Here is a 20,717-nt window from a genome sequence, read left to right as displayed (position 1 = left end):
CGACACGGTTGGATTCTGCTTGCTACTTGACCGATTCGATTTGATTTCGCATGTGGTCGATGATCGCGGGCAGATAGATGATGCCCGAGTAATGATTGGCCAACAGCTTGATGTGATGTGATGGATCCAGCTTGGCGGAGGTCGCCAAGGCGTTGGCGCTGGACATCGGCACGACGGAATCGAACGTCCCGGAGTAGAGCCAGGTACGGTCGGGATCCAGACGGTGTGCGACGCGCGTCGGTTCGATTTGATCGACGAGCGATCGCAGCGTTTCGCCGTCGATCCCCGCTTCTTGCAATCGCTCGCGCACCTTGGCGGCGTCCTTCGTTCCGTTTTCGATCACATTCAACAGGTTTCCGCCGGCAAGGGTGATGAAGACGTGGTCATAGCCATCGTCGATCGACGCCGCGGTGGCCGAAACGAATCCGCCCAGACTGGTACCTTGCAGCGAGATACTGGAATCATCGACGTACGGGAGGCACGCGACGGCATCTCGGGCACGTCGCACATCGGCGATCCCCTGCCGCATTGCCGTGAAGAAAAATGAGTCGTCGGGCTTCTTTCCATTTTCACGACGTTTGCCGTAATGGGGCAGATGGATCAGAAAGGCATGGAAGCCACAGTGATGAAATCCGTGGGCAAACATGCGGCCCACCGGCATCTTGCTGCCCGATTCATGAACCACCACGACCGCCTTGGCTCGTTTGGGACGCTGTTGTTCATCGCGTGCGACGTACCATTCCATCGCGACCGAATCATTCCACGGATCGCCGGTGTCGATGGGCGACGGAAAACGCACCGTGACGTCGCCACGCAGCTCATCAGCCGCGGTGCACTTGGTCTCGAACTCCGAGGGGTTCCAAATCAATCCGTTCAAACAGGCCAAGGCATCTTGCGATGGCTCGTTGCCGATGTTGACCGAATCGGCCGCCTGGTAGGTATTGCCGACCAGCTCCAGCGGCACGACGCTCGACGCAACCGGTGCGGCTTCGTCGCCGAAGCAAATCAATCCACAGCCGACGGTGGCGGCGAACCAGATCATTCGGAGTCGATGCATCGTGGAGACTCCTTCGTTGGGTTGGCAATGCGGGGTTGGATTGGCAGAAAAATGGTGGGCAGCAAAACGTCAACGCTGGAGAAACGGGCGACAGGAAAATGGGTGACAAGAAAAGAGTGCGCTGTGTCTGGCACCGCGGTGGGCGGCGTCGAGTTCACTTTCCATTATACCGTCGGCGATTAGACGAGTTCCAATTCGCCGACAGGCGGGCGTTTCTGCGGCAGGCCCTCCGTCTCCCGCTGGTGGTCGTCTGGATGTTGATCCAGTCGTCGATTGGTGCTGAGGATCAGATACAACGCGGGAACCACCGCCAGGGTCAACAGGGTCCCCAACGCCATGCCGGCCACCAAGATGATCCCGATGCTGTTGCGGGCTTCCGCCCCCGCGCCGGTGACCAAGACCAGTGGAAAGTGGCCCAGGATGGTTGCCGCCGAAGTCATCAACACGGGCCGCAGACGGGTCTGTGCCGCATGCATGATCGCCGCCCGTTTTTCCCAGCCGTCGTGACGCAACATGTTGGCAAACTCGACGATCAAGATGCCGTTCTTGGCGACCAGCCCGACCAGCGTGATCAACCCGACTTGGGAATAGATGTTGATGGTCGTGAAATTCAAACAGGTCAGCACCAGCACGCCCGTGATCGCCGGCGGGACCGAACCGAGCAGCACGACCAGCGGGTCGCGGAACGAATGAAATTGGGCCGCGAGGACCAGATAAATCAGCACTAAAGCAAATCCCAATGTTCCGGCCAGCTTGGAACCCTCGTTGCGGATCTGTCGCGATTCGCCGGCGTAATCGATTTCCGCGACGCCGCCGGTGACGTCCCTGGCGATCTGTTCGATCACGTCCAACCCCGTCGCTTTGGTGATCCCCGGCAAGACGGCGGCAGAGATTTTGAGCGAGTCTTGTTGTCCGAAACGATGCAAGCTGCGCGGAGCGGTCACCGGCTGGATCGACGCGAAGGCCGAGACGGGAATCAATTCGCCGGCCGGGTTGCGGATCTTTAAATCCATCAACGATCCGACGTCTTCTCGCTGGCGGGCATCAAGTTGTGGAATGACGCGATACGAACGGTCAAAGAAATTAAATCGGTTGACTTCACCGCCGCCGAGCAACACGCCCAACTCGCGGCCCACCGCGGCTTGGTCCAGTCCCAAATCGGCCAACACCTCGCGGTCGACCATCACGCGTGCCTGGGGCAAGTCAAATTTTAGATCCGAATCGACGAACATGAACATGCCCGTTTGACTGGCGCGTTGCATGATCTGCTGGGACCAATCCAGCCGCTGCCGCGTCGGCGTGTCGCTCTTGATCACCAGTTCGACATCGAACTGGCCCGCCCCGGGAAGCGGCGGAACCAATACGGGAAACGCTTCCAGTCCAACGCTTTGCGATGCGATTCCAAACACTTCGGGCAACATCGATTGGGTGTCACGCTGGCGATCGTCCCAGTCTTTGGTGATCACCCCGCCGAAGCCTCCACCGGCGGTGACGAGCGACCACATGTAATCTGTTTCGGGGATCGCTTGCAGGCTTTCGGCCAACTCGCCGGCCCAACGCGTCGACGCCGTCAGTGTTGAATCGGGGGCGGCGCTGACGACCAACGAGATCGCTCCCTCGTCTTCGATCGGCGCCAGCTCTTTCCCGGACAAGAGGTACAGCGGAATGGCGGCCAGGGCAGTGATCAGGGTCGCCACGGCGATCGACCAACGCAGATCCAAAACCCAAACCAGCAGCCGCGCATAGATCGCTTGCAAACGATCGAAAAGCCGCGCGGTCAATCGGGTCAGCCGCCCCTCGCGTTCTTCGGTTTGCAGCAACAACCCGCTCATGATCGGCGACAACGTCACCGCGACGATTCCGGAAACGATCACGGCGGCGGCCAGGGTAAATGCGAACTCGCGAAACAGCATGCCGGTCAATCCCGATTGGAACCCGATCGGAGCGTAGACGGTCGCCAGCGTGATCGTCATCGCAATGATCGGACCGACCAGTTCTCGGGCACCGACCAGTGCCGCACCGGTTTTGGAGAGCCCTTCGCGGAGGTGTCGCTGGACGTTTTCGACCACCACGATGGCGTCGTCGACGACCAAGCCGACCGACAGCACGATGGCCAGCAACGTCAACAGGTTGAGTGAAAAACCCAACAAAAACATGACGACGGCGGCACCGATCAACGAGACGGGCATCGCGACCAGTGGTACGAGTGCCGAACGCAGCGACCCCATGAACAGAAACACCACCAGGGCGACAATCGCGACCGTTTCCAACAGCGTCGTAAAAATTTCCGACAGCGCCTTGCGCATGAACTTGGTGCCGTCGTAGGCCATCTGCATGTCGACGTGCGAGGGCAGCCGGGGTTGAAGCTCGGACATCGCGACCGCGACGGCGTTGGAGACTTCGATTTCGTTGCTTCCCGGCAGCGGCCACACGCTCAAGTAGACCGCTTTCTCGCCGCGGTACATCGCCGTCGCCGTCGGCTCTTCCGAACCCAAGGCGACGTCGGCGACATCTTGCAAACGCACGATCGAATCATCGGTTTGCGAAACGATCAAGTCACCAAATTCTTCTACGCTTCGCAGGTCGGTGTTGGTCAACAAATCGATCTGAACCGAATCGCTTTTGACCTGGCCGATGGCGGCCAGAAAATTATTTCGCTGGAGCGCCTGGTAGACATCGCCGGGCGTCAGGTTCAGTTCCGCCAGCCGCTGTGGGGAAATCCAGATCCGCATCGCCGGTGTCTGGCCGGCTTCGACGCCGACGCGTTGGACGCCACGCACGGTCGCCAGGCGTGGCTGGACGTTGCGAGCCAGGAAATCGGTCAGCGCGGGGATGTCGAAGCGATCCGAGGTGAAACTGATGTAAAACGTCGCGTACGGTTTGTCGGCGCGGGCCAGATCGACCGTCGGCGGTTCGGCCTGGTCGGGAAGTTGCGAACGAATCTGGCTCAGCCGCGCGTTGACCTCCGCCAACGCCCGTGTCGAATCGTGGTTCAGTTGCAATTTGATCGTGATCGTACTGATGCCGGCGATACTCGTCGATTCAATCGTGTCGACACCCGCGATTGACGACACCGCTTGTTCAATCGGTGTCGTCAGAAAACCGCGGACGGTTTCGGCGCTGGCACCGTAATACAGCGTCGTGACCGTGATCGAACTGCTTTCCAATTTTGGGAACTGTTGAACCGGCAACGACGCGGCGCAACGAATCCCGATGATCACCAAAATCAAATTGGCGACGACGGCCAGCACCGGATGGCGAATGAACAGGTCCGTGATCGCGCGGCGGGGCGCCGCGGCGTTTTCGTTTTGCCTCATCGGGTTTCTCCCGCTGCCAGCAATCGTCCTTCGCTGAGCTTGAACGAACCGTCGGTGACCACCGTGTCGCCGGCCGAAATCCCTTCGGCGATCCAAGTCCGTGAACCGTCGCTGCCCAACACCACCACCGGTCGCGACTCGGCTCGCAACTGGCCGTCGGTTTCAACCGCGACAAAGACACTGGTACCGGTCGGTCCCCGACGAACCGCCGTCGACGCCACCGTGACCGCGGGGACGTTGGGGCCGTAGGGAATGCGAACCTTGACCGAATCTCCCGGGTGCAGGGTCGTCGGCGGATTCTCGAGCCGCGCCCGCGCCATCAGTGACCGCGATTGCAGATTCGCCGACGCATCGACCGCGATGATGCTGGAAAGCAGCGGTTGCGAGGCCAACTCCTGCGGCGACGACGGCAACACCAACTCGATCGCGTCACCCACACCGACGGTTGCCGCGACCGCCTGGGGCATCGCAAAGTCGATGTTCAGGTAATCCGCCAAGCCCGACAGTTCGGTGAGTTCGCTGCCGGCGGCCAGGTACTGTCCGGGGTGCAGGTCGAACAGCCCCACGCGAGCATCAAAGGGCGCGGTCAGTGTTTTCTTTTTGATCAACGCCTGCAGCCGTTCGACTTCCGCGACCGACCTGGAGAGATTCGCCGTCGCTTCCTCCAGCAGTTGCTCGCTGCCGGCACCGGATTGCTTCAATCGCTGGTTTCGCGCCAATGCGTCTTCGGCCAATTTCCGGGTCGCCAACGCGCTCTTCAAGTCGGCGGATTCGAGATCTGTGTCGAACTTGAACAAAACGTCCCCCCGACGTACCAAGTCCCCCGGTTTGACGGCGACCTCGGTGACGACTCCCGTCAACTCGTTTCGCAGCATCACCGATTGTGGCGCCAGCACGGTTCCGATCACCACGCTGTTGCGGCGATAGGGATGGTCCGCTGCGGTCATCGTGGCGACCGCGACGGGCATTTCCGGCGGCGGAGGCATTGCACCGGCGGCCTGGATTTGACGGTATTTGGCGTAGCCGACCGCACCGAGTGCCCCCACCACAAGAAGGAGGACGAAAACGGAACCGGCGATCAGACGTTTCATCGGCGAATCAATGACAGGGAAAGTGACAGGGTTCCAAGTGAGATTAGTTCATTGACCAGGGAGCGCTAATCCGACGGACGAAGAATCTGTAAATCAAATGCCGGGCAATCATCGGGCTGTGTGAGGAAGTCAAGTTTGGGGATCAAGACCGAAGTGGCAGAAAAATGTCGGACAGAAAAGTGGGGTTGTGGCGACAGGAAAATGGGTGACAAGAAAATGTACGGTTTGGACATCGTCTGTGTCCCATGACCCGATCAATCGGGCCGCATCTTCTGGTGCGGACGACCGACCACAGGAGGGGTCCCTGGGGAAATCGACAAGGGTGAAACCCGCTGTCTGCAACGCGTCCTGGTCGCCGGGTGTCGCGGTGGCCGTGAGCGGCGCATGCCGACGGCACGTTGCGACAACGTGAGGGACAGGCAATCATGGGTGGAAAGTTCGCCGAAAAACATTGACTTGCCAGTACTTGCTCTTCTTTTCGATTGCCGCCAGCTCTGACACCCATGAAACCCACCAAGTCTGTCGGCAAAATGCCCGCCGCCACCTTCGATATCGCCCGCAAAGCGGTTGCCTTGACGATCGCCGGATCGGACCCCAGCGGTGGCGCGGGACTGCAAGCCGACTTGAAGGCGTTTCAGCAGAATGGTGTCTACGGGATGAGCGTGGTGACGCTCTTGACGGTCCAAAACACCGTCGGAGTCAAACGTGTCGAAATTCTGCCGGCCGATTTGGTGGAAGAGCAACTCGCATGTGTCTTGGACGACATCCCACCGCTCGCGATCAAGACGGGAGCACTCGGCAGTCCGGCGATCGTTCGCGCGATCGCGAAACGCATGAAAACCTATCAAGGCGATTTAATCGTCGACCCGGTCCTGATCAGCAAGCACGGTGATCTGTTGGGCGATCACAGCATGACGGATGCCTACCGAGAACACCTGTTTCCGATCGCCACCCTGGTGACACCCAATCGCTATGAAGCCGAATCCATTCTGGGACGGAAACTGACCGATCTGGATTCGTTTTGCCAGGCGGCGTCTGACCTGCATCAGTTGGGGCCCAAGTACGTGTTGATCAAAGCCGGGCTGGTTGACGGCGTCCGGCAACACATCCTTGCCGACGGTGAGGACGTGACGTCGATCGGAGTACCAGACGTGCCGGGAAACCATGGTCACGGTGCGGGATGCAGTTTGTCGGCGACGATCGCGGCACGACTCACGCTCAGCAGCCCCGAACATTCCCATGCCCTGCGGGTGCGTTCGGCGGTCGAATTTGCGATCTCCGCCGTACACGCCTCGATCGAGCGATCGCCACCGCTAGGCCATGGGTGTCGCCCCGTCGAGCATCGTGTCTTGCACGCGGGCAAGAGCGCCGGCACAGCCCAATGAGCCGCCAAGGTTGGGATAGGCTTCCAGCCTGTCGATGCCGCCATGACAGGCTAGAAGCCTATCCCACATCGATTCCAACCGACACCGTCGTCTGGCCCACCGGCGGCGCGGCTTTGGAAAGGCCACGGACTTTGACGTAGCCGGAGATGGCGACGATGATCGCCGCCAGCAGCACCAGGATCTTGATCCAGGTGGCTTTCTTGTCGCGGATCGGTTGCAGTTTCGCACTTCGTCCGACGAGGGCCGCGGCGATAAAAAAGACGGCCAGCGCCAGCAACATCTTGGTGCCCACCAACGCGTGGTACAGCCCGTCGCCCTGGTGGGATGGAATCGCGCGGTAGTAGTTGTAAAGTCCGCTGACGAGAAACAGCAATACGCCGACGTGGACAAACCGTTTCCAGCGTGACGTGATCGCCGTGGCCAATTGCCGGTGTGGTTCGTCGCCCAACTCCTTGGCCGACGGCATCAACACAAACGCCGTGAACACGCTTCCGCCGACCAGAGTGATCGCCGTGCCGACGTGAATGATGCGAGAGAGGATATCGAGAATTTCCATGGGATCGCTTGGGACGCGTGGAGTGATTGCCGGGAGCGACTGGAACCGCACCAAAGGAAACACTTTAACCCCGCGCTGGACAAGACGGAAGGCGATGGGGCAGGGGGCCCTACCGCTGACGTGAAATCGATGATTCACCCATCGACGCTTCCTGGCCGGGCATTGGTTTCGATTCAAGTCGCACAACGTGAAGTCACTCTCCCCCTGGGAGAGTCGAGCGCAGCGAGGAGAGGGTTTGGGTTACTGCTTGGAGTCAACCATCAAGAGTGAAGTGAACGCCGCGATTGACCGATCGACCTCCCCTCGCTTCGCTCGACCCTCCTGCCAGGAGGGTGACTCGATTGGTGTCGAGACGCATGCTGCGAGGACCTCGCTGCGCGGGAACGGCTTGATTGGCTCGGGACGTCATTTCGCGGGAAAGAACTTCTCCAGTGTCGCCGCGTCGGGTTTGGGCGTCGCCAGGGACACGATCACGGTGGCAAGCGTCGATGCGATGAAGATCGACGCGACCGGCATCGTGTGGATCGTGCTGCCACCGAGCGTGAAATCAACCGACCAGTTTTCGATCGCGCCGAATTGAGAGGCCTTGAACAGCCCGAACCATACCGAGGCCGCCGTGATGACGCCCGCATAGGCACCCCACTTGGTCAGCCCGCGCCAGTAAATGGACAAAAACGCCAGCGGGAACAAACTGCTGAATCCGCTGAAGCACCAGATCCCCAGTTGGAACACGCGGGTCTGGGCGATCGTGGTCAGGCTGATCAGGAACGTTGCCAACACGACGGCGATGATGAACCCGCGCGAGATCAGGATGATCTGACGATCGCTGAAACGATCTTCACGACTGTAGTGGACGACAATGTCTTTGGTGAACATCGTTCCGATACACAGGAATTGGCTATCCAGGCTGGACATGATTGCGGCCAAAATGCCGGCCAACAGAAACCCGCCCAGGACATCACCCGAAAGCGACTTGACCATGAATCCGAGCACCTTGTTGGGATCGCTGGCGATCGGGGGCGGGATGTCGATCAATCCCGTCGTCGCCCAAACGCCGATCAAGACACAGGGGATCCAGACGATCAAGATGAACACCGGGTGGGCGACCACGGACAACTTGAACGCGTTGGCGTTCCTGGCGGTCAACCAGTGCTGAAACAGGTGCGGAAACATGCCGACCGAAAACGGAATCAACATGTACGTCAAGAACAACCAGGGATCCATCCGCTCCCGCGTGCGATATTTTGCAGGGGCTTCGACGGTCGTGAGCTGGTCGGCGAGATCGACTTCGGCACGCACCCGTCGCGCCTTGGGGATTTCTTGGGAGACGATGTGTAGCGAATCCATCAGCCCCGACGGCGGTTCGGTGCGAACGACACGCTGGCCCTCGCGGATCTCATGGGCACGCCCGCTTTCAACCGCTTTGGAAGCCAGCCCCGTCGCGATCAAATAAAACGCGACCACGCCCAAAACCATAAAAACGATCGTTTGGAACGTGTTGGCCCATGCGGTTCCCCGCATGCCGCCAAAGAAAACGTAGACCAGCACCACGCCGCAGATCACCAACTCGGTCAACCACGGCGGAATGCTACCCGATTCGGTCAACATCGGAAAATCGCCACGCGTCGCGCCTTCGATCGCCTTGCCGGCCGAAATGATTCCGACCAACAGATATGGCACGACCAATCCGACGAGAATCGGGAACAGCAACAAACCGATCTTGTCGCTGCCGAGGCGATCGCGAAAGAACGCGATTTGCGTCGTGTAGCCATACTGCTTTCCCCATGACCAAAGCTTGATCCCCAACACAAAGAAACACAGCGAATGAATGATGCCCGACGACGAAGCGAGCATCGCGTAGACGCCCACCCCTTCGGCGAACGCTTCACCGGTCGATCCGACCAATGCAAACCCGGTCATGGTCGTGCCGAACAGTGACATCAACAACAGAAACGGGCCGATCGAATGGCTGGCCAGCAGGTAGTCTCTTGACGTGCCGCGAAACAGCCGCGACGAAAACAGCCCCAAGCTGACGAGTGCCGCCAGATAGACGCCGATGATCAGAACTTTGATGACTCCGGGGCTCATGACACGGCCTCCGATCGGTCGGTTTCGGCTGCCGATTCCGTGACGCCTTCCAAATCGCTCGGCCAAGCAAATTTGGTCGCCATCAACCAAACGATGCTCGCCGCGATGGAGATCCCGGCGTGATAGGCCAACGTGACGGGCAGGAACCCGAACACCAAACGGTCGTTGTCCCAGTTCCATAAATCCTGGTGCAAGACGACCAGAAGGACAACAAGTCCCCAAACAAGGTATTTCATGAAGTGTGATTTGGAAGGTAGAAGGGTTCTTTGACTCTCCCTTTTCGGGGAGAGCGGAATGTCAGTGAGGTGAGGCAACCTGTTAACGGTCGACACGCTCACTTTCGGCCGGCCGGTTCGCCGCGACGCCGACGTTGTCGATAAAGATCTCCGCGTTAGTGGCATTGCCGAACAATCCGGGACTGCCCTGAAGGTTGGGCGCGGGGTCGGTCGCGGTCAACGTCCACTCCCGAGGCTCGAGTGTCCCCCGCGGCCAAACTTTGCCACGCAAGACCGGCTGTCCCTTTTCGCTGGTGGCTTGGAACTTGATCGAATACCAGGTGTCGGCTCTCCAGGCGAAGGAAACACTGCGTGCCATCCGGTTCTGCGCCGGCCAGGTGCGAATTTGAAGCTGCTGGTTGGTGCCCATCAGATCCAGCGTGTAACGCTGCGCGATCAACCCGATGTCGGGCAACTTAGACGCCGCCCCCGCTTTGACGTCCGCGGTTACCGTGTAGTCGCGCATGTCCGGCGATCCCATCCACGACTGGCTGCGCGTGCCTTTGGCAATGGTGGTGATCTTGACCAACACCGGGTCTCCGTCGACCTTGCGGGGTTCATGGCGATAGCGGGCACCGATCCAAGTCACCGGAACGCCGTTGTCGCTGAATTCGAATTGCCACGGCAACGGTGGGACGACACGGAATCGGGATGTCGCGACGTGGTCGCCGAATCGTGCGGTCACGATGGCGGCGGTGTGGCCAACGACGTCGGTGGATGCAACAAAGTTGTGGTCGGCATCGACTCGGCCGTCGCCGGACACTTCGAACGTCGCGTTTGCCGGAGTTTCCACACGTTGGCCGATCGCGTTGTAAGCGACCAACCGCAAGGGCAGCGCCACACCCGGAACGGCGATGGCTTCGGCAGGGATCAATTGCAAGTGGCTGATCGTGGCGTCGGTGGTGACCGCGCCAGGATGGGCGTCAACCGCCGTCGCGATCGCGTTCCGATCGGACACGATGTCGCCGGCCCCCTCGCCGGCCAAGCAGTACAGGCCTTCGGTGGTGGGCAGGTAGAGGCGTCCCTTGGAGACCGCCAAGGAACCGCCGACTTCATGACCGCGCGGCAAGCGTGACTTGTAGACGGATTCGATCCCGTCTTCGGTCGGCTTGAGGAGATGGAAGTAGCCGGTTGCGGTGCAGGCATAGATCTTTCCGTCGGCGTAGATCAGGCTGCCGCGCATCGAAGTGCCGAGTTTCAGCCCGGCGCCGATCTCATTGCCGGTTTCCGCATCGAGCACGTGCAGGTGCGAGGAATCTTCGACCACGTAGAGCCGACCGTCGACCAACAAGGGCGAGCTTTTGCCGACGGTCAGTTCCGGCGTTCGCCAGACTTCGGCGGACGCCGCAGCCAGCCCCGCGCGGGTGGCGTCGATCCGGACCACGGCCCCCATCGCGGTGCCGGTCGGGTTTTCTTCACCGTGCGCGGTGTAGACTTGACCGTTGGCATCCACGACGGCCGAAGTGTTGATGCCGCGTCGTGAAATCGGTGCACTCCAGAGGATGTTGCCGGTTCGCGGCTGCATGCCATAAAGGAAGCCGTCGCCCGCGCCGGCAATCATCACGTCTTGTCCGTTGATGATCGTAAAAACGGGCGTGCTGTAGGTGGTGTCTTCGGGCAGCGGGCGGGTGCTGGCGACCCAAGCGAGCGCGCCCGTCGCTTTGTCAAAGGCAAGGAAACGGTGCGCGGGTCTGGCGGTTTCGTCCCAGCCCGTCGTGACGCCGCTGATGATCACCAGATCCTCAAACACCACCGGCGTGTTGGTCCGACCACCATAGGTGCTGAGCATTCCAAATTCTTCGCTCAGCGACCGGGACCAAAACGTCTGGCCGGTTTGTCCATCCATGCTTTGTAGCAGGCAACAGGCACCAAGCGCATACACGTTGCCCGTGGCGGGATCGCAAGCCACGTTGGACCAGCCGATCCGCTCGGCGGGAACATCAGACAGGAACACGTTGTAGACATTCTCCCACAGTTGCTGTCCCGTGTTCGCGTCCAGGCAGATCACTTTTTCGGCGTCTTGGGGAGTACCCGGTTGGTGACGAACGATGGTGTAGAGTCGTTCGTTGAAGATCACGGGGGTGGAAATCCCGCCGGCTTGCGGGTTCTTCCATCGAATGTTGCTTCCCGCTCCGCCGGACCAAGTGACATCGTCGACCAGCCCCGATGCCTGTGCGATGCCGTTTTGATTCGGGCCACGCCACTGAGTCCAATCGGCCGCGTCGTTTACCGCGTCGTTCGCCGCAGCGTTTAACCAGAAGCATGCAAGACAAAAACAGCTGGTGAGAACCGACGGGTAGCGTTTGGGTGACATGGAGGTGCTTGGAGGCGGGCTTCGGAACAGGCGCAAGAGACAAACGCCGAGAATGTCGCGATGCAGGGCTGCGCGCCGAGAACACCACCCGCGGACGGTTTGTTTTAACGGTTCCGGTCGAATGCACGAATCGTGCCAAGACAGAGCCGGATTCGAATGAGGACCGTCGGAAGAATATGTGGGATAGGCTTCCAGCCTGTCATGGCGAAAACGACAGGCTGGAAGCCTATCCCACAATCACTCGAACGAACCAATTTGCCAGACCGTCCGCAGCTGACCCGCATGAGCTCTACCGACGGACGTTGCTCTACCATGGGCGTTGTCCCCTCCTGGTCGTTGAACAGAGTAGCATCACAACGAAGCCCAAAACCGGTGGCGATTCGAACTGGAAAAACTTTTTCCGCCGATGGCAGTTTCTTTGCCGGATTGGGATGCTGCTGACGCGTCGCAACGACTTTCGCGACGGTTCAACCCGCCCAGACGGACCGGATGATGGCAAAACCATGGTGCTGTCGACCGGACGAGACCAGGATCGGTCAAGTGACCGCCGCAGCGATCCAGATTGGTACGCGAGATGCCTTGCATCTGGCAATCATCATTACGACCCCATTGGTATGGAGCGGATGAGTTCTGTTGTCTTGCCACTGTCGCTCCATGAAACATGCGTTGCATCTCGAAATCCAACCCCAGCCCGACGATTCAAGTTGTGGTCCGACGTGCCTTGCTGCCGTCTACGCCTACTGGAACGATCCCGTCGAAATTGGTCAGCTGATCCGAGAAACGGGCGGCGGAAACGGGTCGGGAACGTTGGCGGTTCAATTGGGTTGTCACGCGCTCGGGCGAGGCTACGACACCGAGATCACGACGTACAATTTGCATCTGTTTGATCCGTCGTGGTTCGACCCGATCAGCGGTTCGGCCGACGCCGATCGATTGTCCCGAAAGCTGAATCGGCAACTGCAGGCCAAACGCGATCGCAAGGACATCGATGTGAAGCGTTTTGAAGTCGCGACGGGATACTACTTGCAATACCTCCGTCTGGGCGGTCGCGTGCGGATGCAACGCCTGGACGATCATTTGATCACGAAAACGTTGACCGCCGGCGTCCCGATTCTGTGTGGTTTGAGTGCGACCTATCTGTATCAGGAATCACGCGAGCGGCCACAACCGCTGGATGCGGACGGACGCAGCAGCGTTGCCGACGACATCGTCGGCGACCCGGTCGGGCACTTTGTGGTGTTGCACGGATACGATCGCCGATCGGGCAATGTTTTGATTGCCGATCCGTTGCACCCCAATCCGTTCGCACCGACGAACAATTACTTGGCACCGTTGTCGCAAGTCACGTCGGCCATCCTGCTAGGCATTGTCACCTACGATGCCAATTTGCTGACCTTGGAACCCGTTGCGTCATCAGAAAGGAATTTGAATTGAACATCGTGCTTGTCGCCGAAACCGCCGACGATTGGCTGGGACGGTTCGAAGGCGTTCAAACGATTGACCCGGGCGAGTTCCTGTCCAGCCCCAACGGATCCACTCCACGCGGGGCCAGGGTTTACAACCTGTGCCGATCGTACGCCTACCAAAGCCTGGGTTATTACGTGTCGCTGTTGGCCGAGGCGCGGGGGCAACGCGCGGTGCCCGATGTCGTCACGATCCAAGACTTGCGTGGTACCGCTGCGGTCCGGCTGATCCCGCAGCATCTGGAGGAGTTGATTCAAAAGTCGCTGCAATCGTTGACGACCGACAGCTTTGTGCTGAGCGTGTATTTCGGCGAAAACGTCGCCAAAAAGCACGGCCGGCTGGCCAAAGAGTTATACGCGTTGTTTCAAGCTCCGTTGTTGCGATTCAAGTTCACCCGAGGCAGCAAGTGGCGGTTGCGTGGCGCGTCGGCGATCGCATTGAATGATGTGCCCAAGCACCACCGTCAATTCGTTGCCGATGCGGCACAGCGGCACTTCACCCGCCGGAGCACCGTTCGCACGAAGCGTCAAGTGACACGCTACGACATGGCGATCTTGCATGATCCGAAAGAAGGCGATCTGGCGCCCTCGGACGAAGCCGCACTGAAAAAGATGGTCAAAGCCGCGGCGAAAGAAGGCATCGCGGCGGAGTTGATCACGCGGGAAGACACAGGCCGGTTGCTGGAGTTTGACGCGTTGTTCATTCGCGAAACGACCGCGGTCAACCATCACACCTACCGCACCGCGAGACGTGCCCAGGCAGCGGGGATGGTCGTGATCGACGATCCGCTCTCGATCCTGCGTTGTTCCAACAAGGTCTACCTGGCCGAATTGCTCAACCGAGCCAAAATACCGACGCCGCGAACGATCGTGGCGCATCGCGGTAACGCCGACGAAGTCGCCGGGCAGCTCAGTTTTCCGTGTGTGCTGAAACGTCCCGACAGCGCGTTTTCCCAAGGCGTCGTCAAAGCGGAAAACGCCGACGATTTGAAGCGTCGGCTGGACGAGTTCTTTTCGGATTCGGAGCTGTTGATCGCCCAAGAATACATGCGAACCGACTTTGATTGGCGGATCGGGATCCTCGATCAGCGCGCCGTGTTCGCTTGCAAGTACCACATGGCGCGGGGGCATTGGCAGATCGCCAATCACGGCTCCAAGGGTACCAAGCCTAAATTCGGCAAGTGTGAAACGTTGCCCGTCGAAACCGCCCCGCGCAAGGCAGTCGCGGTCGCGTTGAAAGCCGCCAACTTGATCGGCAACGGTCTGTACGGCGTCGATGTCAAGGAATCCGATGGCCAGTTCTATGTCATCGAAGTCAACGACAATCCGAACCTTGATTCGGGAATCGAAGATGCCGTGCTCCGCGACGAACTTTATCGTCGGATCATGGAGTCCTTCACGCGACGCATCGAAATTCAAAAGCAATTAGCCAACGCGAGATAATCATGGCAGACCGATTGAAACTGTTCGATGCCTATGGCATCGAATTGGAATACATGCTGGTCGATCGCGGCTCGCTCGCCGTGCGTCCGGTCGCCGATGTGTTGTTGGCGTCGCTGGCCGGCGGTGAATTGACGTCGGAGTATGAATCCGGACCGATCACCTGGTCCAACGAGTTGGCCTTGCACGTCATCGAGCTGAAGACGACCGAGCCGGCGAACAAGATTCGTCCGTTGCCGTCACGGTTTGAAAAAGCGATCCGCGATCTCGGCCCCACCCTGGACGCGTTGAACGTGCGGTTGATGCCGACGGCGATGCATCCCTGGATGGATCCCGTCGTCGAAACCGCGCTGTGGCCGCATCAGTATCACGAAATCTACGACGCCTACGACAAAATCTTTGATTGCCACAGCCATGGCTGGGCGAATGTTCAAAGCGTTCACCTGAATCTGCCGTTTGCCGACGACCAGGAATTTGCACGGCTGCATGCCGCCGTGCGATTGGTGCTTCCGCTGCTGCCGGCGTTGGCGGCCAGTTCACCGGTGGTGGGAGGCAGTTATACCGGCCAACTCGATTCCCGGATGAAGTTTTATGGCGATCACTGCAGCAGGGTGCCGTCGTTGGTCGGCGATTTGATTCCCGAGCCGATCTACGACCAGGGCACGTATCAGGCGGAGATTCTGGATCGTCTTTTCGCGGACATTCGTCCTCATGCTGCCGGCGGGGCGTTGCTCGGCGAGTTTCTCAATGCGCGGGGAGCGATCGCCCGATTTGACCGGGGCTCGATCGAGTTGCGCGTGATGGATGTGCAGGAGTATCCGGGTGCCGACATCGCGATCTGCGCCGCGGTCGTCGCGTTGCTGAAAGAGCTCGTCGCTGAGTCTTGGTCGTCTTTACACCAGCAACAAACCGTCTCGACCGAGTTGCTCCGCGGCATTCTTGATCAGGTTAGCGAGCGAGCCGAACACGCCAAAATCGAATCGCCCGACTATTTGAAGCTGTTCGGCTACTCCCGATCCAGTTGCCGGGCCGGTGATTTGTGGGCGTTCCTGCTTGACCGGATGAAGCGACACGATGAAGTCCTGGACAGTCTGTTCGCACCGTTGCAGGTGATCACCGACCGGGGGACCCTGGCGACACGCATCTGTGCGGCGTTGGGCAAGAAATTTACGTTGGACGACTTGAAGGACGTCTACGACGAAGTCGCCGATTCGCTGGACCACTGGGAACCCTTCCAGCCGTGACACGCAAGCTGGTCGATCACCAACACACGTCAATGGATTTGATTTCCTTTGCAAACTCGGACCGGGCATATGTGGTGACGTGCGAACACGGTGGCAATCAGGTTCCCCACGACTTTGCCGATGCGTTCGGTCGCGGCGATGCGAAAGCCTGGCTGGCCAGTCATCGCGGCCACGATCCGGGATCCCTTGCGGCCGCCCGGCAACTGGCTGAATCTCTAAGGGTCGATCGAATCTCATCGACCACCACACGCTTGTTGGTTGATTTGAACCGATCGCTTGACCACGAGTCGCTGTTTTCCAAATTCACTCGCGACCTTGCCGACGATCGGAAACGTTTGATTTTGGACCGGTATTATCACCCGTATCGAAATGCGGTCGGAAACGCGATCGATGCGATCGTCGATCGGGGACAGACGGCCATCCACTTTTCCGTCCACACCTTTACGCCTCGGATCGCGGGCGTGTGGCGACCGATCGATCTCGGGTTGTTGTTTGACCCCGATGCCGCCGGCGAAGCGGAGTACTGTCGGCAGTGGCGCCAGCGGTTGCTCGAGCGTTCTCCGAAACGGAGAATCCTGATGAATGAACCTTACGCGGGAACCGCCGACGGGCTGACGACGGCGCTGCGGAAACGATACGATTCGCGGCGATACTTTGGCATTGAGATTGAGATCAACAACCGATTTTTCAAACGGTCCCCCGAACACCAGCGGCGAGTCGTCGATGAACTGTTAGCGGCAGGGCGCGAGCGGCCTGTCGATTGAGTGAGCCGCGACGCGTAAGCGGCCGGGCATACAGGCGCCCGCCCGAGGCCCTACGGCCAGCGGCTCACCATTGCCTCAACCAATCCCATTAAACCGGCAGGGCGCAAGCCCTCCGGTCTTTCGCGTCGCCCAAGGGCGGCGTCACCGGACGTCTCGGGTGACGCGTGCGAATGATCACCACCGTGTGATCCGTTCAGCGGAGCTCCTCGTATTGCCGGATGTCTTCACGAAGACCTTTGGAGAAATGTCCGAACTCGCTGCTGTTGACCAGCAACTGGGCACCGAGGTCACGCCGCTTTTTCATTTCGTCCAGCTCCATCGTCGGGCCGCCGAACGCGACGCCATGCTTTTTGCAGGCCGCGGCGACGGCATCCCAGGCTTCGTCGATCGTCATTTCGCCGGATTGGCGCAGACGCAGCCCCAGGTCGCCGGGACCGACAAAGATCATCTCCACGCCCTCGATCGCGGCGATCGATTCGACGTTGCGAACCCCCTCGGGCGTTTCAATTTGAACGCACAGAAACGTCTCGCGGTTGGCCCACTGGGCGTAGTGGTCGGGATCATGAATTTGGAAATCAGCGTCCAGTCCGGCGTTGTCGATCCCGCGATCGCCCAGCGGCGGAAACTTGACCGCGTCGACCAGCGTTTGGGCCTTTTCGGCCGTCGAGACATGTGGGATCAGCAAGCCCGTCGCGCCGTCTTCCAAATACCGATAGAGCCCCGTTTTTTCCAGCGTCGGCGGTCGCAGCATGACGTCGATGTCGTACAAGTGCGAAAACGCCAGCAGCGCTTGGGTTTCATGAATCGTCAACGCACGGTGTTCCAGGTCCAGCCAAAGGCAATCGTACCCGGCCCGCGCGGCATGACAGACATAGGCGGGGATATAGTGTCCCAGCACGCAGGTTCGAATGGCTTCTCCATTGCGGAGACGTGCCAGTGTTTTGCTTTTTCTCATCAGGATGGGTTACCGAGCAAGGAGGATCAGACCGTCAGCCGAGCAAATGCCGGCGTGCATAGTGTCGTCTCGCCACGGGGCCATCAACAATGGGGCTAGTGCTTCGTCAACTTTTATTCTTAGGGTACCGCGGAAAAGGGGTCAGGTACCAAAAATCCGAAGCACCCTGCGGGCCATTTGGTTTTTGGTACCTGACCCCTTTTCCGCTCGACAAACGCAGGCTCGAAAATTGAAAGCTGACAAAGCACTAGCCGTGGATTCGGACACCCCTTGGCAGTCGAACGCGCGCGATCACGAATCGATTCGCGGGTTCGCTAAAATAATTTCAGCGCGGCCAAAGGGCGCAGCGACAGCGGTTACAATGCGACGTTTTGTAACATGTCGATCGCGGTAGGATCATGAAAGTCACCCCATTGATTGTCGTCTTGATTGTCGGTCTGTCCCTTCAACAAGCCTGGCGCCCTGGGGGCCTGCGTGGTGAAGAGGCAACGGTTCGGCCGAACATTGTCTTGATGATGGCCGACGACATGGGAATGGGCGACACGAGTGCCTATCAAGATTTCACCGGCAACGGGGATGCCGTCCAAGTCCACACGCCACAGATGGAACGGTTGGCAAAGATGGGCGTGCGGATGACCGATGCCCACACGCCTTCATCGCGGTGTTCGCCGACACGCTATGGGTTGATGACCGGGCGCTATCCATGGCGCAATCGTCTGAAGTACTGGGTGCTGTTTGGTTCCCAGGGTGATCCGATGATCGAAGCGGACCGACCGACGATCGCATCGATGTTGCGCGACCAGGGCTACTCGACCGGGATGGTCGGCAAATGGCACGTGGGGCTGCGTTATCGGCGCAGCGACGGTTCACCGGCCGCCGGCTGGAGCGATGCCGACCTGCGCCAGCCTTTGTTCACGACGCCGCTGGATCACGGTTTTGATTTCGCCCGATTCACGTCGCGGTCGCATGGAACGTCTGGGCCCGATGCGGGCCGAAAAAATGCCAAGAAGCGAAACGGCCCCAAGCAAAGCGTCGGTCCGGGGCACATTCACGGCCGGACCGCGATCGCGGCAACGGCAAACGGAAAACAACTCGCCACCGACGGACCCGACGCGTACGTGTTGAGTGCCTTGGGCAGCCGTCACTCCGATCACGCCATCGAGTTTCTTGAGCGACACACGCAATCCGGCCGAAGCTCAAGCAAGCCGTTCTTTTTGTACTACCCGTCCAATTCCAATCACGGACCGTATACCCCGGACCAGGCGATCGATGGCAAACCGGTGGCGGGAGCGGCGCGGACGAAGTCGGGTGATCCGATGGACGCGCGGCACGATTTTATCTACGAGAACGACGTGGCGCTGGGGCGTTTGCTCGACTGGCTGGAAACGACCGATGATCCCCGGCACGCCGGCCGCAAGCTGATCGAGACCACGTTGGTGATCTTTACCAGCGACAACGGCGCGGAGAAGAACAGTGACATTGCGACCGGACCGTTTCGTTCACACAAGGGATCGATTTATGAAGGCGGCCACCGCGTGCCCTTCCTCGCCGCTTGGGCGGCCGGAGGCATCGGCGACGGTGATGCGACGACGCCGGGCCGGACGTATCACGAACCCATCGGGCTGCAAGATCTCTATGCAACCGTCGCTGAAATCGTCGCCGCCGATCTGCCCGACCTGGCCCGTGGTGAAAAAGGCGCCGAAGACAGCTTCAGCGTCCTGGCGGCACTCCGAGGCGAATCGATCGCCGACCGCCCGCCGCTGTTGTTCAACGATCACAAAGAAGCCAAGGGGGACCCGGCCGCGGTCGCCCTTCGTCTCGATTCGCCCACGATCGACGGAACAACCTATGACGGGCAGTGGAAGCTGTTTTTCGATGCCCGGTTGTTGCGAGCCGGAGTAGCCAATCCGTACGAACTGTACAACCTGGCGGTCGACCAGTGGGAAACGAATGATCGAATCGACGACCCGACGCTTGAACCGTTGGTCCATTTCATGACCGACCAAGCGTTGTTGCATCGCACTGCCGGCGGTCATCGCGTCGCACAGTTTGCGACCACCGAGCGGCTGACGATTGAATGGCAGGCCGGTGGGGACATTGCTAACCAGGTCGACGGGAAGTCGGTCGCCGAGACGGTGATCGACTTCGGTGACACGCCGTTGACGATGGTGATGGCAGCGGTGGGCGGCGATCAAGCCGTCGCGGGCGATCGCGCGGCCGCGGGCCCAGCGTTCCGCGTCGGTGCGGCCGGTTTAGGGATCCGCGGCGGCCGTCCGGGCAAGGTCGATCGGCACGAAGCCATCGAGATCACGTTTGATCGGGATGTGATCGTTGAATCCGCCGCGATCGTGGCCGGCCAAGACGGCGTCTGCGGCGGGTCTTACCGAGTCGGCGAAGGGGCGCCCTTGGCCATTTACTGCATCGACGCCGATCTGGACGCCAAGGACCAAAGTGGCTTGCTAAGCGACATCGGGGTACTCAAGGCCGGAGCGACGTTGCGCCTGGACAGCAGCCCGCACTACGGCGTGGAAGCCCCCGGAAGCTGGACTCTGCAAAACCTGACCATTCGGCTGATCCAACCGTAGTCGTTGGGTGACCTTCGATTGGGGCAAGCTGTCTTTCGTTAGCGGCAGGGCGCGAGCCCTCCGGTCTTTCCAACGCGTTTTTGAAACGCCACCGGACGGCTCGCGGGCTGTCGTTTTTGTGAGCCGCGCGCCGCGTCAGCGGCCGGGCACTGCGACGCTGCCCGAGGCCTTGCGGCCAGCGGC

The 20,717-nt window shown here is 59.9% G+C and carries 14 protein-coding genes; 6 read left to right on the top strand and 8 right to left on the bottom strand.

All coding sequences use genetic code 11. From position 1 onward, the window contains the following. Positions 1–22: 22 nt before the first annotated feature. From Enr13x_RS12575 to Enr13x_RS12565, 3 genes are all read right to left on the bottom strand, one after another. Entirely contained in the window at positions 23–1,057 is a 1,035-nt protein-coding gene (locus Enr13x_RS12575; protein ID WP_145386483.1) for a dienelactone hydrolase family protein, read from the bottom strand. Positions 1,058–1,236: 179 nt separating this feature from the next. Then, the gene (locus Enr13x_RS12570; RefSeq protein ID WP_145386481.1) at positions 1,237–4,374 is read right to left on the bottom strand and encodes an efflux RND transporter permease subunit; all 3,138 of its coding nucleotides are present in this window, start codon (positions 4,372–4,374) and stop codon (positions 1,237–1,239) included. Continuing rightward, on the bottom strand, positions 4,371–5,465 hold the full coding sequence (locus tag Enr13x_RS12565; protein ID WP_145386479.1) for an efflux RND transporter periplasmic adaptor subunit: 1,095 nt from the start codon (positions 5,463–5,465) through the stop codon (positions 4,371–4,373). The genes Enr13x_RS12570 and Enr13x_RS12565 overlap by 4 nt, the downstream gene beginning before the upstream one ends. A gap of 503 nt (positions 5,466–5,968) precedes the next feature. On the opposite strand from Enr13x_RS12565, the gene thiD reads away from it, so the two are divergent. After that, positions 5,969–6,850, top strand: a complete 882-nt coding sequence (gene thiD / locus Enr13x_RS12560; RefSeq protein WP_231744243.1) for a bifunctional hydroxymethylpyrimidine kinase/phosphomethylpyrimidine kinase — start codon at positions 5,969–5,971, stop codon at positions 6,848–6,850. Between the two features lie 58 nt (positions 6,851–6,908). On the opposite strand, the gene Enr13x_RS12555 is transcribed toward thiD, so the two are convergent. The 4 genes from Enr13x_RS12555 to Enr13x_RS12540 all read right to left on the bottom strand — a co-directional run bounded on the left by Enr13x_RS12555 (position 6,909) and on the right by Enr13x_RS12540 (position 12,083). Beyond that, positions 6,909–7,406 carry a hypothetical protein gene (locus tag Enr13x_RS12555; RefSeq protein ID WP_145386477.1) on the bottom strand — a complete coding sequence of 166 codons (498 nt, stop codon included), beginning with the start codon at positions 7,404–7,406 and terminating at the stop codon, positions 6,909–6,911. Positions 7,407–7,811: 405 nt separating this feature from the next. After that, entirely contained in the window at positions 7,812–9,494 is a 1,683-nt protein-coding gene (locus Enr13x_RS12550; protein WP_145386475.1) for a sodium:solute symporter family protein, read from the bottom strand. Beyond that, on the bottom strand, positions 9,491–9,730 hold the full coding sequence (locus tag Enr13x_RS12545) for a DUF3311 domain-containing protein (protein WP_145386473.1): 240 nt from the start codon (positions 9,728–9,730) through the stop codon (positions 9,491–9,493). Before Enr13x_RS12545 ends, Enr13x_RS12550 begins: the two co-directional genes overlap by 4 nt. 82 nt (positions 9,731–9,812) lie before the next feature. After that, positions 9,813–12,083 carry a PQQ-like beta-propeller repeat protein gene (locus tag Enr13x_RS12540; RefSeq protein ID WP_145386471.1) on the bottom strand — a complete coding sequence of 757 codons (2,271 nt, stop codon included), beginning with the start codon at positions 12,081–12,083 and terminating at the stop codon, positions 9,813–9,815. Between the two features lie 654 nt (positions 12,084–12,737). Between Enr13x_RS12540 and Enr13x_RS12535 the strand changes: the two genes are divergently transcribed. Genes Enr13x_RS12535 through Enr13x_RS12520 form a run of 4 tightly spaced genes read left to right on the top strand, consistent with a single transcriptional unit; the run spans position 12,738 to position 16,994 of the window. Next, the gene (locus tag Enr13x_RS12535; RefSeq protein ID WP_145386470.1) at positions 12,738–13,517 is read left to right on the top strand and encodes a cysteine peptidase family C39 domain-containing protein; all 780 of its coding nucleotides are present in this window, start codon (positions 12,738–12,740) and stop codon (positions 13,515–13,517) included. 5 nt (positions 13,518–13,522) lie between these two features. Next, the gene (locus tag Enr13x_RS12530; RefSeq protein WP_231744411.1) at positions 13,523–14,989 is read left to right on the top strand and encodes a RimK family protein; all 1,467 of its coding nucleotides are present in this window, start codon (positions 13,523–13,525) and stop codon (positions 14,987–14,989) included. A 2-nt stretch (positions 14,990–14,991) separates the two neighbouring features. Then, positions 14,992–16,230, top strand: a complete 1,239-nt coding sequence (locus Enr13x_RS12525; RefSeq protein ID WP_145386466.1) for a glutamate-cysteine ligase family protein — start codon at positions 14,992–14,994, stop codon at positions 16,228–16,230. Continuing rightward, complete coding sequence (locus Enr13x_RS12520; RefSeq protein ID WP_231744242.1) at positions 16,227–16,994, top strand: N-formylglutamate amidohydrolase; 768 nt, start codon at positions 16,227–16,229, stop codon at positions 16,992–16,994. The genes Enr13x_RS12525 and Enr13x_RS12520 overlap by 4 nt, the downstream gene beginning before the upstream one ends. A gap of 193 nt (positions 16,995–17,187) precedes the next feature. Here Enr13x_RS12520 and Enr13x_RS12515 read toward each other — a convergent pair whose 3' ends face one another. Beyond that, on the bottom strand, positions 17,188–17,949 hold the full coding sequence (locus Enr13x_RS12515; protein WP_145386464.1) for an HpcH/HpaI aldolase family protein: 762 nt from the start codon (positions 17,947–17,949) through the stop codon (positions 17,188–17,190). Between the two features lie 398 nt (positions 17,950–18,347). Between Enr13x_RS12515 and Enr13x_RS12510 the strand changes: the two genes are divergently transcribed. Further along, positions 18,348–20,534, top strand: coding sequence for a sulfatase family protein (locus tag Enr13x_RS12510; protein ID WP_145386463.1), 2,187 nt, complete (start codon positions 18,348–18,350; stop codon positions 20,532–20,534). The last annotated feature ends 183 nt before the right edge of the window (positions 20,535–20,717 follow it).

The organism is Stieleria neptunia (genome assembly GCF_007754155.1).
Classification (GTDB): domain Bacteria; phylum Planctomycetota; class Planctomycetia; order Pirellulales; family Pirellulaceae; genus Stieleria; species Stieleria neptunia.
The sequence above is the reverse complement of the archived record's forward strand: the minus strand, read 5'-3'. Positions and strand labels throughout refer to the sequence as shown.

What these genes read in the sequence shown, in the direction of transcription:
- Enr13x_RS12575 (WP_145386483.1), bottom strand. Translation starts at nt 1,057, where the DNA reads ATGCATCGACTCCGAATGATCTGGTTCGCCGCCACCGTCGGCTGTGGA.
- Enr13x_RS12570 (WP_145386481.1), bottom strand. Translation starts at nt 4,374, where the DNA reads ATGAGGCAAAACGAAAACGCCGCGGCGCCCCGCCGCGCGATCACGGAC.
- Enr13x_RS12565 (WP_145386479.1), bottom strand. Translation starts at nt 5,465, where the DNA reads ATGAAACGTCTGATCGCCGGTTCCGTTTTCGTCCTCCTTCTTGTGGTG.
- thiD (WP_231744243.1), top strand. Translation starts at nt 5,969, where the DNA reads ATGAAACCCACCAAGTCTGTCGGCAAAATGCCCGCCGCCACCTTCGAT.
- Enr13x_RS12555 (WP_145386477.1), bottom strand. Translation starts at nt 7,406, where the DNA reads ATGGAAATTCTCGATATCCTCTCTCGCATCATTCACGTCGGCACGGCG.
- Enr13x_RS12550 (WP_145386475.1), bottom strand. Translation starts at nt 9,494, where the DNA reads ATGAGCCCCGGAGTCATCAAAGTTCTGATCATCGGCGTCTATCTGGCG.
- Enr13x_RS12545 (WP_145386473.1), bottom strand. Translation starts at nt 9,730, where the DNA reads ATGAAATACCTTGTTTGGGGACTTGTTGTCCTTCTGGTCGTCTTGCAC.
- Enr13x_RS12540 (WP_145386471.1), bottom strand. Translation starts at nt 12,083, where the DNA reads ATGTCACCCAAACGCTACCCGTCGGTTCTCACCAGCTGTTTTTGTCTT.
- Enr13x_RS12535 (WP_145386470.1), top strand. Translation starts at nt 12,738, where the DNA reads ATGAAACATGCGTTGCATCTCGAAATCCAACCCCAGCCCGACGATTCA.
- Enr13x_RS12525 (WP_145386466.1), top strand. Translation starts at nt 14,992, where the DNA reads ATGGCAGACCGATTGAAACTGTTCGATGCCTATGGCATCGAATTGGAA.
- Enr13x_RS12515 (WP_145386464.1), bottom strand. Translation starts at nt 17,949, where the DNA reads ATGAGAAAAAGCAAAACACTGGCACGTCTCCGCAATGGAGAAGCCATT.
- Enr13x_RS12510 (WP_145386463.1), top strand. Translation starts at nt 18,348, where the DNA reads ATGAAAGTCACCCCATTGATTGTCGTCTTGATTGTCGGTCTGTCCCTT.